The sequence below is a fragment of the Allomuricauda sp. ARW1Y1 genome (assembly GCF_013407935.1).
Taxonomy (GTDB): Bacteria; Bacteroidota; Bacteroidia; order Flavobacteriales; family Flavobacteriaceae; genus Flagellimonas.
Window position 1 is genome coordinate 90,730 of record NZ_JACBZU010000006.1, and the last position, 14,800, is coordinate 105,529.

Here is a 14,800-nt window from a genome sequence, read left to right on the forward strand (position 1 = left end):
AACACCTTTAAAGATAAGGCATTTGTTCGGTGCAAATGTAACATTTTATTTTTAAAGGGCTTTTCCTTCCAAGTCCAAAATGAACGCATATTCCTTTGCCGTTTCCTTCAAAGCCTCAAAACGGCCCGATGCCCCGCCATGTCCTGCATCCATATTGGTATCCAAAAACAGGAGGTTGTTATCTGTTTTGTATTCTCTTAATTTGGCCACCCATTTGGCAGGCTCCCAGTACTGTACTTGGGAATCGTGCAAGCCCGTGGAGACGTACATATGCGGATATGCCTTGGCCTCCACATTATCGTATGGCGAATAGGATTTCATATAATCATAATATTCCTTTTCGTTCGGATTTCCCCATTCGTCATACTCGCCCGTGGTCAATGGAATGGTATCGTCCAACATGGTGGTGACCACATCCACAAAAGGTACCGCAGCAATGATACCATGATAAAGTTCCGGCTCCATATTGATGATGGCTCCCATCAAAAGTCCACCGGCAGAACCACCCATGGCATATAAATGCTCGGAACTGGTATATTTTTGTTCTATCAAAAATTTACTGACATCAATGAAATCGGTGAAGGTATTTTTTTTCTGCAATAATTTTCCATCCTCGTACCAAGGTCTTCCCAAATATTCGCCGCCACGCACGTGTGCGATGGCATAAATAAAGCCACGATCCAACAAACTCAATCGAATGGATGAAAAATAGGGGTCCATGGTAGCTCCATAGGAACCATATCCATATTGCAACAACGGACTGGTACCATCCAAAGGAGTATCCTTGCGATAGATAACGGAAATGGGTACTTTTTTACCATCCCTTGCGGTAGCCCATAACCGCTCTGTTTTGTAGTTGTTCTTGTCGAATTTGCCTCCCAAGACTTCTTGCTGCTTCATAACAGTCTTGGTTCGTGTTTCCATGTCAAAATCAATAACGGCGTAAGGCTCGCCCATTTCATTGTAGTAATACCGAAGCACTTTGGTATCAAAATCCAAATTCACCGAAGGTCCTGCTACATAGGTTTCGCTTTCAAAAGGCAAATAATAACTGTCTGAACCGTCCCATTTGGCAATTTTCATTTGGCTGAGCCCGTTCCTGCGTTCGGTGACCACATAATAGTCCCTGAAAATTTCAACATCTTCCAACAATACCTCTTCATCATGCGGAATAAATTCTTCCCAATGTTCTGATGAGGTGTTGTTTTCACTCGTTTTCATCAATTTAAAGTTGGTCGCACCATCCCTATTCGTCAACACATAAAAATCACCCTCAAAATGGGAAATGGAATATTCCACTCCTTTTTCACGTGGCGAAAACACCTTGAATTTTCCATTGGGATCATCGGCATCCAAAAAGCGATATTCGGAAGTAAGCGTGCTACTGGAACCGATAACGATATAATCACGGGATTTGGTCTTGTACACGAAAGTGTTGTAAGTGGAATCCTTTTCGTGAAAAACCAGCTCATCTTCATCAGATGAGGTACCCAAAACATGCTTAAAAATTTTATCTGACCGAAGGGTTACCGGATCTTTTTTGGTGTAGAAAAGCGTTTTGTTATCGTTGGCCCAGACGGAACTTCCGGTAGTGTTCTCAATGATATCCGGGAATATTTCGCCCGATTCCAAGTTCTTTATTTGAATATTGTATTGCCTTCTGGATATGGTATCCGTTCCAAAGGAAGCCAATTTGTTATCTGGACTGATGGAAACGCCCCGAAGGTTGAAATATTCGTGTCCTTCGGCCATTTGGTTGCAATCGAACAACAACTCTTCTTCGGCATCCAAGCTCCCCTTTTTTCTGGAATAAATGGGATACTCTTTGCCTTCTTCGTAACGGGTAATGTACCAAAACCCGTCCAATTGATAAGGAACGGATTCATCATCTTCTTTGATTCGGGCCTTCATTTCCTGAAAAAGTTCCTCCTGGAATTTTTGGGTATGGGCGGTCATTTTTTGGAAATAGTCGTTTTCCGCATTCAGGTAATCGAGCACCTGTTGGTCTTCCCTATTGTTCATCCAATAGTAGTCATCGATTCTGACATCACCGTGTTTTTCGAGCTTTGTTGGATGCTTTGGGGCTACAGGCGGAGTAATATTCATGGCTTCGTCTTTGTTGTTCTTGCAAGCGGTGGCAAAAATAAGGCATAAAACCAGAACAGATATTCTTGAAATCATTTGTTTCATGGAAAGTGTTTTGGCCAATTTACTACTTTTGTCCTTACGTTTGACAAATAGTAAAGCACGGCTTGTTTTGATAGTGAACGGACAAGCGAAAATTGTAAAGATATGTTTGGAGATTTAATGGGAATGATGGGCAAAATCAAAGAGACCCAAAAGAAAGTGGAAGCAACCAAGGAACGATTGCATACGGTAATGATCGATGAGGCGTCCTCTGATGGATTGCTCAAAGTGACCTTGACGGCGAATCGTGAGATTAAATCCATCAGTATTGACGATTCTTTATTGGAAGACAAGGAACAACTGGAGGATTATTTGGTGTTAACCCTAAATAAAGCCATTGAAAAGGCTACTAAAATTAATGAAGCTGAATTGGCGGCTGTAGCCAAGGAAGGCATGCCCAACATTCCGGGAATGGATGCTTTTATGAAATAATCGTCGTGAGATATTAGTATTGAGACACTAGATTTTAGAATTCAGTCGTACGTTCGAGTGTTTCCGGAGGAAATGTATCGAGAACCTTTTACTACAATACTTTTTTGATCACAAGAAAACAAATACACTTCTCGATACAATTTTGGCTTCGCCCAAACCACTCGAAGTGACCAACCAATAATATCATGTCAGTTCGAGTGTTTCCGAAGGAAACGTATCAAGAACTTTTTACTGCAACACTTTTTTAATCACAAGGGGACAAATACACTTCTCGATACACTTTTGGCTTCGCCAAAACCACTCGAAGTGACAATTCAGCCCTATCATGTCAGTTCGAGTATTTCCGGAGGAAATGTATCGAGAACCAATCATTTTTTGAAGCTTTTCTTTGATAAATTAGGAAGTTTGTCAAATTCACCTGCTATTAAAGCTTGTTTTTTACTTTTAGACCATTTTTTGATTTGCTTTTCCGTGAGAATAGCCTTGTTCGGGTCTGTAAATTCACAATAATAAACCAACTCTACAGGTCTCCTGGAATACGTGTAGCTATTTTGATATTTTCCTTGTTGATGAGATTCCAACCTACCCGTTAAATCCGAAGTTATTCCAGTATAAAACGTATTGTCAGAGCATTGTAGGATATACACAAAATAGGTTATCATTATGGTTGCTAATTTCTCGATAGAACTTGGGATTTTCTAAAATAGTTAAAATAATCATTCCGAGGAATCGTGTCAGTTCGAGTGTTTCCAAAGGAAATGTATCGAGAACCTTTTAATAAAAACCCTCTTTCAAGATGCGGACAAAAAACACTTCTCGATACACTTTTGACTTCGTCAAAACCACTCGAAGTGACCAACCGGCAATATCATGTCAGTTCGAGTGTTTCCGAAGGAAATGTATCGAGAACCTTTTTATGAAAACCCTCTTTCATGATGCGGACAAAAACACTTCTCGATACAATTTTGGCTCCGCCAAAACCACTCGAAGTGACCATACGATCATCCTATACTTTTCAAAACCTTTAAGAAATGCTGGTGCATGTCATCGGTGTAATCCAAATGGGTGACTATCCGCAGTTTGCCCTGACCCATCCCAATGATGGAGACCTTATTTTTGGTCAATTGCTCCAAAAATGCTTCGGATGACATTTTATGCTCGTTGATTTCAAAAATGATGATATTGGTCTCGATGGGCTCCACCTTTTTGATAAAATCCAGGGTCTGGAGTACCTCGCCTATTTCTTTCGCCTTTTGATGGTCTTCCGCTAGTCGGTCTATATTGTTGTCCAAAGCATAGATGCCAGCGGCCGCCAAATAGCCTGATTGGCGCATACCTCCCCCAAAAACTTTTCGGATGCGAAGCGCTTTGTCGATATGGTCCTGACTCCCCACCAATACAGAGCCAACAGGGCACCCCATACCCTTGCTCAAACATACACTAATGGTATCGAACAACGAGCCGTAGGCTTTTGGGTCTTCTCCTTTTTTCACCAAAGCGTTCCAAAGTCGGGCACCATCCAAATGGTATTTTAGATTGTGCTTATCACAAACGCTGCGGATTTTCCTCAATTCCTCAAAATCCCAACAGGCTCCGCCTCCTTTGTTGGTGGTATTCTCGATACAGACCAAAGTGGTCAATGGGCTGTGATAAAAATCTGGTGGATTGATGGAGGCTTCCACCTGTTCGGCCGTCATCATACCGCGATGGCCGTCCACCAACTTACAGGAAACCCCGCTGTTAAAGCTTACACCTCCTCCCTCGTAATTATAGATATGGGCATACTTGTCACAAATCAGCTGATCTCCGGGCTGGGTATGTAGTTTTATTGCTGTTTGATTGGTCATAGTGCCACTGGGAAAAAAGAGCGCAGCTTCCATCCCAAAATAATCGGCAACCTTGGCTTCCAGTTCATTGACCGTAGGGTCGTTTTTAAACACATCGTCCCCTACTTTTGCATTCATCATGGCCTCCAACATTCCTGCCGAAGGTCGAGTGACCGTGTCACTTATTAAGTTTATTTCCATAAAATTGTTTAGTCCATACAGTCCATTCCAATAGGTGACCCATCGGGTATTGTGGACACTGGAATAAGTTTGAATTCTGAAGGTTCTTTCATAAAGGCGTCAATACGCCTTACCATTTCCGCTGAAATTGGATTTTTCCCATCTGTCAGCAATTGGGTCTTAAGATTGTCCAACGCTTCATTGGCGACGGCATTTACCTGTGGATGAACGGCATTGTGAGCCGCAAGATTCATTAGGTGATACAACACCCTAAAATTAATGGTATGCTGTACTTCTTCTTCGTAGTCATCCCGATGCGAGCGATCTATGGTCGCTTTAATTGTTTCATCCAATACTTCCTTGAGTCCCACTTGATTTTTATCCAAACTCTTTTGCTGAATCAATCGGGAAGCCCGTTCTGGGTGCAACAATAATTCCAACGTCATGTCGGCCGCTGTCTCGGCCACAGAAAGTGCATCAAAACTAACGCCGGTGCGACCCTTGAAAGATTCCCTGGAACGATTAAAACCGATGGCACGTGGCGGAAAGAGGTCCAGTTTATCCTTTGGTACCGCAATGACTTCGGCATCCAACGTTCTCAATATAGACTCCAAAGCTTTTTCCTGAACCGCTTGGTTCACTGGTTTTACCGGGGTTTGTCCACCTCCTTTTACGGCATAGTTATAATCCAATCCGCCGATGACTTTGGAAACTGCTTCGGTTTGGTACCTGTGGAAAAAGTAAATTGGTACGAATACATCTTCGAGTACCGAATACGTCTCTCCAGTCCTTATGTTGTCCACAGAAAAGTTTTGGATTGCCTTTTTCCGGATTTCCAACATTTTTTCCAGTTCTTCACTGGCAATTTTACCATTGTCCCACAAATGGGCCAAGGCGTGGGCACCTCCTTGTGGACGCGCATCCTGATCGGAAATATAGCGCAATCCTTCCTGCTGTGCTTTCTCCAAAATAGCGTTCAAGGCTTCCTTCTCGTTGGTGCCACTGGGGAAGTCGGAATAGGCATAGGCTACGGTAACTTTGTCCCACTCTCCAATACCGGTATCGTAGGCATTTTCAAAACTGATATCTCCTCCTTTGAGCTCAAATTGTGGATGTGGATAATCCATTACAGAAGCCCTGTTATTGGTACTTGCCGCAAAGTTGTGGGCAAACCCGAGGGTATGTCCTATCTCGTGTGCGGAGAGTTGGCGTATTCTTGCAAGGGCCAACTCCAACATGGGTTGATAATTATCATCCCTTTCCGCAAACGGTTGGTTCATCAAAGCTTGTGCGATCATAAAATCCTGACGGATTCGAAGACTTCCCAAGCTCACGTGACCTTTCAGGATTTCTCCTGTTCGTGGATCTACCACGCTGGCTCCATAGCTCCATCCCCTTGTGGAGCGGTGCACCCATTGCACTACATTGTAGCGAACATCAAGAGGGTCGGCATCATCGGGCAATATTTTCATTTGAAAGGCATCCTTATAGCCAGCAGCTTCAAAGGCCTGATTCCACCATTTTCCACCATCCAATAGTGCGGACCGAATGGGCTCCGGTGTTCCGTTATCCAAATAATAAATGATGGGCTCAACAGCTTCGCTAACTTCGGCATTGGGGTCTTTCTTTTGCAAACGGTGTCTTCTAATGAATCGCTTCACCAAGGATTCCTGAACCGGTGTCGCATAATCATAATACGAAAAAGGATAACCGCCACTTCGTGGGTCATATTCCCTTTTTTCAAAATTATCATCCGGTAATTCAATCAAGGAATGGTGCTGCGCAACGGTGACCAAGCTGGGCGTTGGTGTCACGGAACGTATCCATGCACCTTCTGGTTCGCCTTTAAAGGTAAGGATAACATCGAACTCCACATTTTTTGGAAATGCCTTGGTACGGTCAAAGGCCCAAGCGCTTTTGGATTTATCTAAGCTGTACGAACCCTGTTTGCCCCGTTTCAATCGGTTGGAAACCCCATGGGCATCGCGCATCAAAAAGTCCGTGAAATCTATGAGATAACTGCCCTTGGATTCCTCCACGATTTCAAATCCCTCCAAAATGGATTTGGCAAAAGCCTGCTCCACCGATTTTCTTTCCAGTTCATTATCGGTAATGGCCCGGAACTCCAAATTGGGCTGTACCAGTAAGAGTTTTTTGCCTGCCTTACGGAAGAAAACCACCTGTTCGTTGCCCAATTGACCTCGATCTAGGCCAATATCATTGCTGCCGATACCGCTACTGAGGGAATACACATATAAAAAATCCTTCTCCAAATCATCCACTTGCAGATAGATCTTATCAGTGGAATCGTCATAATAAAAATCAAAATAGCCCTTGAATTTCTGAAAATCCTTGGTCTTTTCGAATGTTTGGGCCCCGAGGGAGGTACAAATAAAGTAGCAAAGGGCGATGAGTGTAGTAGTGTTCTTCATGAGCTGGTTGAATTAGTGCCTTAAAAATATGGAAATCATTTTAAAGTTCACCTGCCAAAAAATAGTACGGCGATTAAAAAGGGAAATTCATAAAATCTACCCTGCCCTATTGCAGATTTTTATTTTTTGTGACTTTACTGTTCCCTTTTTCTATTCGAATAGTATTGAAGATATCTTAAGGTCATGTGCCGAAAGAAACTTATTTTTACCTCAAAATAGATTACATGGTAACCACAGATCAGCAGAAAGATCTTATTGAGCGCCTTGGTGCGTTAAGGAGGTATCTTTGACATCGATGCCAAACGTATTGAAATAGAGAACGAGGAAGAAAAAACCCTCGCTCCCGGTTTTTGGGACAATCCGCAAGAAGCCCAAAAACAAATGCAATCCATCAAATCCAAAAAGAAATGGGTAGAAGACTTTGAGGAGGCCAAAACTCTGGTCGGCGACCTTGAGGTCCTTATGGAGTTCCTACAAGCTGGGGAGGTTTCCGAAGAGGAGGTCTCCAAGCAGTTTGATAAGGCCACTGACGCCATCGAAAAATTGGAGTTCCGCAACATGCTTTCGGAAGAAGGTGATGAACTTACCGCCGTGCTTCAAATCACCGCTGGTGCCGGGGGAACGGAAAGTTGCGACTGGGCGTCCATGCTCATGCGCATGTACATGATGTGGGCCGAAAAGAACGGTTATAAAATCAAGGAACTCAACTACCAAGAGGGTGATGTGGCGGGGATAAAAACGGTAACCCTGGAAATTGAAGGGGAATACGCCTTTGGCTGGCTAAAAGGAGAAAACGGGGTGCATCGTTTGGTGCGCATATCCCCTTTTGATAGTAATGCGAAGAGACACACCTCCTTTGCATCGGTGTATGTGTACCCACTAGTGGACGACAGCATTGAAATTGAGGTGAATCCTTCCGAAATCGAAATCACAACGGCACGTTCCAGTGGTGCGGGCGGACAAAATGTGAACAAGGTGGAAACCAAGGTGCAGTTGGTGCACAAACCTACCGGAATTCAAATATCCTGTTCCGATTCCCGTTCCCAACACGATAACAGGGCAACGGCCATGAAAATGCTGAAATCGCAGCTCTATGAAATCGAACTGCGCAAAAAGCAGGAGGCCCGGGCCGAAATCGAATCCTCTAAAATGAAGATTGAATGGGGATCGCAGATTCGTAACTACGTGATGCATCCCTACAAATTGGTGAAGGATGTGAGAACCGGGGAAGAGACCGGTAATGTGGATGCCGTTATGGATGGCGATCTGGATGCATTTTTAAAGGCCTATTTAATGATGATGGGGCAAAAAGAAGAACAAGATTAAAATAAAGACATGATTAAGATTTATCATAATCCAAGATGTAGAAAGTCCAGAGAAGGTCTGGCCATTTTGGAAAAGTCAGGCAAGGCATTTGAAGTGGTCAAATATCTGGATGATGTACCCAGTAAAGAGGAACTGAAGACCTTGATTGCGTATCTGGGCATTGCTCCGATTGACCTAGTTCGAAAAACCGAGGCGATTTGGAAGGAAAAGTTCAAGGGAAAAACGTTGACGGACGAGGAAGTGATCACAGCCATGGCAGAAAATCCAAAACTGATTGAACGACCCATTGTTGTAAACGGAAAAAAAGCGGTTGTTGGCAGACCGCCAGAGAACATTTCCAACTTACTATAAGCTTGATAGCCAGTTACATTTAACACCGTTTCCACGGGTTTTTTCAACCTAAATACTATCTTTATCCCATGAAAAGAAAACAAATCCTCTTCTATATCACTCTTTTGACGGGTATGCTTTGTATAAACGATTTGTCCGCGCAATTTGGCTATGGGTCGCCTTATGGCAACCGCAGTATGTACGGCAGGGGCAGAACCTCAATACCCCAAGCGGGACCTGTGGAAACCCAAAAGGAGGAGACACCCCCAACAGCGCAAGAAATTGTGGATTCACAAATGCCTTCCATCACGGAAGCCCTTGAATTGGACCCTTTTGAACAGGCCGTGGTACGCACCTCATTGGTTCAATCCGTACAACAGCGTATCGAACTTCAAATATTGCAATTGGAACCTCTTAAAATGAAAGAAGAGGTAGAAAAAATCAAAAGGCGTCAAGATGCAGAACTGAAGGCCGGACTTCCCGAAGATAAATTCGAGGCCTTTATGGAGCTACAGGAAAACCAATTCAAGGCCAAGAGGAAAAAAAAGAGAAAAAAGGACAAAAAAGACAAGGGTTAACAATTCTTTAAGGTCATTCGCAGGCTCAATTCCGTTGTTGAGGGATTAATATTTTATGTGCATTTATTTTCTGTCAATTTTGTGGCATAAAAATCAAACTATGCACAGGATATTTATCCCGTTATTGCTTCTGACCCTTACCACGTTTCAAAGTGTAGCACAGCAAAATCGATCATCCATTACCCTTTCTGGGAAGGTTGTCGATTCCGAATCAGGTCAACCCTTGGAGTATGCCACCTTTGTGCTGCAAAATGCGGACAGTCCAGATCAAGTTACCGGAGGCATTACCGACCTTTCGGGTGAGTTTGAAATTGAAACTACTCCCGGTAAATATAATATTCGTGTAGAATTCATTTCCTACAAAACCTATTCCCTTCAAGCACAAACCTATAATTCAGATACCAACTTGGGCACTATCACCCTATCACCAGATGTGGCACAACTCGCAGAGGTAGAAGTAGTAGGTGAAAAAACCACTGTTGAGGTGCGGTTGGACAAAAAAGTATATAACATAGGTAAGGACATCACCACTAGCGGCGGAAACGTCAGTGATGCACTCGGGAACATTCCTTCGGTGTCTGTTGATGTTGAAGGAGGCATCAGCCTTCGTGGAAATGATAACGTACGTATTCTTATCAACGGTAAGCCATCTGCCTTGGCAGGTTTTGGGTCTACCGATATATTACAACAATTACCTGCCGACGCCATTGAAAAGGTCGAAGTAATTACCAGTCCTTCGGCCCGTTATGATGCAGAGGGTACGGCAGGTATTCTTAACATTGTCCTTAAAAAGGAGAAAACCCTTGGAATCAATGGTTCCATCAATGCAACTATTGGTGATCCGTTGAATGCCAGGGTAACCTCCAATTTTAATATCCGGACAGAAAAATTCAATATTTTCAATACGCTGGGATACTTTAAAAGAAAACCCCCAGGAAATGGATTTTTCGACAACAGATATTTGACCGACTTAAGTGATTTTGACCGAATCATTGAAGACAGGGACATCAACCGCGATGATAATGGTTTGAGCCTAAACATTGGAATGGAGTATTTTTTGACCGAGAAGTCCTCCGTAACCGGTAGTTTTTTCTACCGATGGTCCGATGAGAACGATTTGACCGAAAACGACAACCAACGTTTTATGGACGGCGAATTGAGCAGCAGAACCTTTAGGACCGAAAATCAGCTTGAAAACGATAATAGTTATCAAGTTTCCTTTAACTACACCAACCGTTTTAATGATGATGGGCACGAATTGACGGCAGACTTTCAATATTCGTATGACGATGAGGATGTACTGACAGAAATCCAAGAAAGCAATATCGTACCCAACACGGATTTGTTGGCAAGGGAAAATATTTACGAAATCCAGACCCAAGATGATATTTTGGCCCAAATCGATTATGTGTTGCCTATGGGCGATGCACAATTTGAGGCAGGTTACCGTGGTACATTTGAAAAAGAGGTGAGCGATTTTCAGTTGGACACCTTGAACATTGGAACAGGTGAATTTGCAACCAACAGGGATTTGACCAACATTTTTACCTATCGCGAAAACGTTAACGCCATCTACACCCAATATGGAAACAAATATGGTAAGATTTCGATGTTGCTTGGCCTTCGTTTGGAAAACACAGAGCTTATTGGTAGCGTGGATTCCACCATCGATGGCGAAGCATTGCAAGAGATTGTAGGTGAGGATGTGGATTTGAATTTTGATAAGAATTATTTAGGACTTTTTCCAACGGTGAACCTTATCTATGAGATTTCCAAAACTGAAAATATCTCCCTGGGTTATAACCGTAGGATCAATAGGCCAAGAGGGTGGTTCATCAATCCCTTTCCCTCCCGTTCAAGTAGGACCAATGTTTTTCAGGGTAACCCGGATTTGGACCCAGCCTTTGCCAATGCATTTGATTTGGGATATTTGAAGCGTTGGAAGAAATTGACACTTACCACATCGGTGTATTATCAGAGAGAAACCAATTCCTTTGAACGTATACAGGAAGAGACCGGTGAAATCACTTCGGACGGTATTCAAATAATTCGTTCGGTACCCATTAACCTTTCCACCAATGAACGTATCGGTGCCGAAGCTGGAGCCATTTACAACCCAGCCAAGTGGTGGCGCTTAAATGGTAGTTTCAACTTTTTTACATTTAATTCTGAAGGAACTTTTAATGGTGTGGATTTTGGGGCAGAGAACACCAGCTGGTTTGCAAGAATGAGCTCCAAATTTACCTTGCCCAAGAAAATAGACCTTCAGTTGAACTCCTTTTATAGGGGACCCACACAAAATGCCCAAACCGAAAATAAGGGAATTTTCTCCCTTAACTTGGCCATTAGCAAAGATTTGTTCAAGGATAACGCGACCGTTTCCTTAAATGTCAGCGATGTTTTCAACTCCAGAAAGCGAATGTCGTTCACGCAGACCCCTACCTTTACCTCCGATAGTGAATTTCAATGGAGGGAGAGACAGGTGAACCTATCCTTTATTTATAGATTTAACCAACCAAAGGAACAACGTCGTCGTGGACAGGACAGGCAAGGTGGAGGTGATGATGATGAGGGAGAGTATTAAGAAACGGTTTAGTTCCCCCGAAACTTGAACAGGAAAAGCAGCCGAATGGCTGCTTTTTTTATTTTGTCGCTCCGTACATGAACCCAAATTATGGGTCAAAAAAATAGCCTTCGATCATACGAAAGCTAAATAGTGGATAAAAAAAAGGAGCCAAATGGCTCCTTGTATATATTTTATTCTTCGAGTTGGGCACGTTTGGCCTCTCGTCTTTCTTTGAACATTTCCCTAAGGTTTCCAATCAACCAGTAAGGTACCACAAAGGTCAATAGGAATATCATCAACCAAAAACCGATTGTCAAAATTGTTAGAAACGCTAAAAAACCTAAATACTGGTCAAATTCGAACATCTTTACTCCTTTTGTTTTAACAAAGATACTTTCTTCTTATCAAAAAAAGCAAATGCTAGGGCAAAAAAAGTGTATTTATTGCCATCAATTACCATATAAATACCCGATATCCTACCTTTGTGAAACAAAATTTTAAACTATGGGTTTTAGGATTGAAAAAGATACAATGGGCGAGGTAAAAGTACCCGCCGACAAATATTGGGGAGCCCAAACGGAGCGTTCCCGCAACAACTTTAAAATTGGGGCCCCTGCATCCATGCCCTTGGATGTGGTTTATGGTTTTGCCTATCTCAAGAAAGCGGCCGCATTTACCAACCACGAATTGGGCGTATTGAGCCAAGAAAAAAGGGATTTGATTGCACAAGTATGCGACGAAATACTCGAAGGCAAACATGATGACCAGTTTCCATTGGTTATTTGGCAAACCGGTTCGGGTACCCAAAGCAACATGAACGTAAACGAAGTGATTGCCAACCGCGCTCATGAAATTGCGGGTAAGAAAATCGGGGAAGGCGAAAAAACCATCCAGCCCAATGATGATGTGAATAAAAGTCAGTCCTCCAATGATACCTTCCCTACGGGAATGCATATCGCAGCCTACAAAAAAATAGTGGACGTCACCATTCCCGGGGTAGAGCAATTAAGAGATACGTTGCAGAAAAAATCCGAGGAATTCAAGGACGTGGTAAAGATTGGAAGGACCCATTTGATGGATGCCACTCCCCTAACCTTGGGACAAGAGTTTTCGGGCTATGTTTCCCAGTTGAACCATGGCTTGAAAGCTTTGAAAAACACACTTCCCCATTTGAGCGAATTGGCTTTGGGCGGTACTGCGGTAGGTACGGGCCTAAACACCCCTAAGGGTTATGATGTTCTCGTTGCCAAATATATTGCCGAGTTTACTGGAAAACCATTCGTTACTGCTGGTAACAAATTTGAGGCGTTGGCCGCGCACGATGCCATCGTGGAAAGTCATGGTGCCTTAAAACAACTAGCGGTTTCTTTGAACAAAATTGCGAATGATATCCGTATGATGGCCTCTGGACCTCGTTCCGGTATCGGGGAAATCATTATTCCTGCCAACGAACCCGGAAGTTCCATTATGCCCGGAAAGGTGAACCCTACCCAATGTGAGGCATTGACCATGGTCTGTGCACAGGTGATGGGGAACGATGTGGCCATTTCCGTTGGTGGTACGCAAGGACATTACGAATTGAATGTTTTTAAACCGATGATGGCTGCCAATATTTTGCAATCTGCCCAATTATTGGGCGATGCCTGCGTAAGTTTTGATGAAAACTGTGCCGCCGGTATTGAACCCAACCACGAGACCATTAAAACCTTGTTGAACAACTCTTTGATGTTGGTTACTGCCCTTAACACCAAAATCGGGTACTACAAAGCGGCCGAAATTGCCAACACAGCCCATAAAAATGGCACTACCTTAAGGGAAGAGGCCGTTAACCTTGGATATGTGACCCCAGAGGAATATGATGAATGGGTGAAGCCCGAAGATATGGTAGGCAGTCTTAAATAGAGAAATGCCAATCTTACAAATAGAAAAAAGGCCCGTCCAAAATTGGACGGGCCCTTTTATTTATGGTGATAGTGTGTTTACTATTTCAATTCGAAGCTAGATGTACCCAATAGTTTCAATTGGTTGTCATACACATTAACCATGTAGTTTCCTTCTTGGAAATCACCACTTGGCTTATTAATGTAGTCACATACATCCAATGCATCGTTCTCGTAGTAGAAGTTGGTTCCTTTACTGTAGGTTAAGGAGTTACCTTCTTCTGTGGTCTTGGTCAAACCTTCGCCCAGTACATTGCCTTGTGGTCCAAGAACTTCAATGTAGAATTCTCTGTCACCAGCCTCAGCGATTACGTTATCGGCAATGGTAAAGCAAACTTTAAATTTATCGGTAGCTCTGGCTCTTCTGGTAGAAACCAATTTACCGCTGTTTCTTTCTTTAATGGCATCAACGCTGATGGTGCTCAAGTTAAGCGCAGAACCTCTTTCCACGGCATCGGCCAATTGAGTGTTCTGGATGATCAAAGAATCGTTGAAAACGGTTTGTTGCTCCAATTCGGCAAAAGTGCTGTCTCTTTGCATGGCCAACAAGCTGTTGGACTGTGTCAAGGAATCAACTTGCTTTAACAGCTTCTCTCTTTCAGCTTTAAGAACACTTACTTGTCTTCTATATCTTGAAAGTGTAGCGATGTCTGCCTTCATGCTGCTTACAGAATCAATATACTTTGCGATGTTGTCCCTAGCGGCAACCAACTCTTCGTTGGTAGCGTTGCTCTCCAAAATTGCTTTGTCGTACTCAGATTTCAAATTGTTCAAATCCTCTACAACCAATTCCTTCTCTTGGGTAAGGGCTTGTGTAGTTTTCTTTTTATCTTGGTACAGACTTACCGTGTAAATAATAGTTCCCAAAAGAACTACACCCAACAGACCAGCAATTACTTTCAACCCGTTATTGTTATTTTTTGTTTCAGTCATAACTTTTTGTTTTAATTGATTTTGCGTTTAAGGTTTTTAATCAATCATGTTCAGTTTATATACGCATAGT

11 protein-coding genes are annotated in these 14,800 nt (G+C 42.9%); 6 read left to right on the plus strand and 5 right to left on the minus strand.

Annotated elements, in window-relative coordinates; all coding sequences use genetic code 11:
- Window positions 1-51 precede the first annotated feature (51 nt).
- Window positions 52-2,190: a S9 family peptidase gene (locus tag GGE08_RS14420; protein WP_179385592.1), complete on the minus strand. Its 2,139-nt coding sequence runs from the start codon at window positions 2,188-2,190 to the stop codon at window positions 52-54.
- A 102-nt stretch (window positions 2,191-2,292) separates the two neighbouring features.
- Here GGE08_RS14420 and GGE08_RS14425 point away from each other — a divergent pair, with 102 nt between their 5' ends.
- Window positions 2,293-2,619, plus strand: coding sequence for a YbaB/EbfC family nucleoid-associated protein (locus GGE08_RS14425; protein ID WP_179385593.1), 327 nt, complete (start codon window positions 2,293-2,295; stop codon window positions 2,617-2,619).
- A gap of 368 nt (window positions 2,620-2,987) precedes the next feature.
- On the opposite strand, the gene GGE08_RS14430 is transcribed toward GGE08_RS14425, so the two are convergent.
- The 3 genes from GGE08_RS14430 to GGE08_RS14440 form a co-directional block, all read right to left on the minus strand.
- The gene (locus GGE08_RS14430) at window positions 2,988-3,281 is read right to left on the minus strand and encodes a GIY-YIG nuclease family protein (RefSeq protein ID WP_179385594.1); all 294 of its coding nucleotides are present in this window, start codon (window positions 3,279-3,281) and stop codon (window positions 2,988-2,990) included.
- Window positions 3,282-3,620: 339 nt separating this feature from the next.
- Window positions 3,621-4,646, minus strand: a complete 1,026-nt coding sequence (locus tag GGE08_RS14435) for a threonine aldolase family protein (RefSeq protein ID WP_179385595.1) — start codon at window positions 4,644-4,646, stop codon at window positions 3,621-3,623.
- 8 nt (window positions 4,647-4,654) lie between these two features.
- Window positions 4,655-7,057, minus strand: coding sequence for a zinc-dependent metalloprotease (locus GGE08_RS14440; RefSeq protein WP_179385596.1), 2,403 nt, complete (start codon window positions 7,055-7,057; stop codon window positions 4,655-4,657).
- A gap of 224 nt (window positions 7,058-7,281) precedes the next feature.
- On the opposite strand from GGE08_RS14440, the gene prfB reads away from it, so the two are divergent.
- The 5 genes from prfB (at window position 7,282) to fumC (ending at window position 13,759) form a co-directional block, all read left to right on the plus strand.
- Window positions 7,282-8,383 (plus strand): peptide chain release factor 2 gene (prfB, locus tag GGE08_RS14445; RefSeq protein WP_179385597.1). Its coding sequence is split into 2 segments (ribosomal slippage): window positions 7,282-7,344 and window positions 7,346-8,383, totalling 1,101 coding nucleotides; the frame shifts between segments, so codons are not numbered across the junction.
- Window positions 8,384-8,392: 9 nt separating this feature from the next.
- A complete protein-coding gene (arsC, locus tag GGE08_RS14450) occupies window positions 8,393-8,734 on the plus strand; it encodes an arsenate reductase (glutaredoxin) (RefSeq protein WP_179385598.1) in 342 nt (113 codons plus the stop codon).
- Between the two features lie 68 nt (window positions 8,735-8,802).
- A complete protein-coding gene (locus GGE08_RS14455) occupies window positions 8,803-9,291 on the plus strand; it encodes a hypothetical protein (RefSeq protein WP_179385599.1) in 489 nt (162 codons plus the stop codon).
- 100 nt (window positions 9,292-9,391) lie between these two features.
- Window positions 9,392-11,875, plus strand: coding sequence for a TonB-dependent receptor domain-containing protein (locus GGE08_RS14460; protein WP_179385600.1), 2,484 nt, complete (start codon window positions 9,392-9,394; stop codon window positions 11,873-11,875).
- A gap of 486 nt (window positions 11,876-12,361) precedes the next feature.
- A complete protein-coding gene (gene fumC, locus GGE08_RS14465; RefSeq protein ID WP_179385601.1) occupies window positions 12,362-13,759 on the plus strand; it encodes a class II fumarate hydratase in 1,398 nt (465 codons plus the stop codon).
- Between the two features lie 80 nt (window positions 13,760-13,839).
- On the opposite strand, the gene GGE08_RS14470 is transcribed toward fumC, so the two are convergent.
- A complete protein-coding gene (locus tag GGE08_RS14470) occupies window positions 13,840-14,730 on the minus strand; it encodes a hypothetical protein (RefSeq protein ID WP_179385602.1) in 891 nt (296 codons plus the stop codon).
- Window positions 14,731-14,800 lie beyond the last annotated feature (70 nt).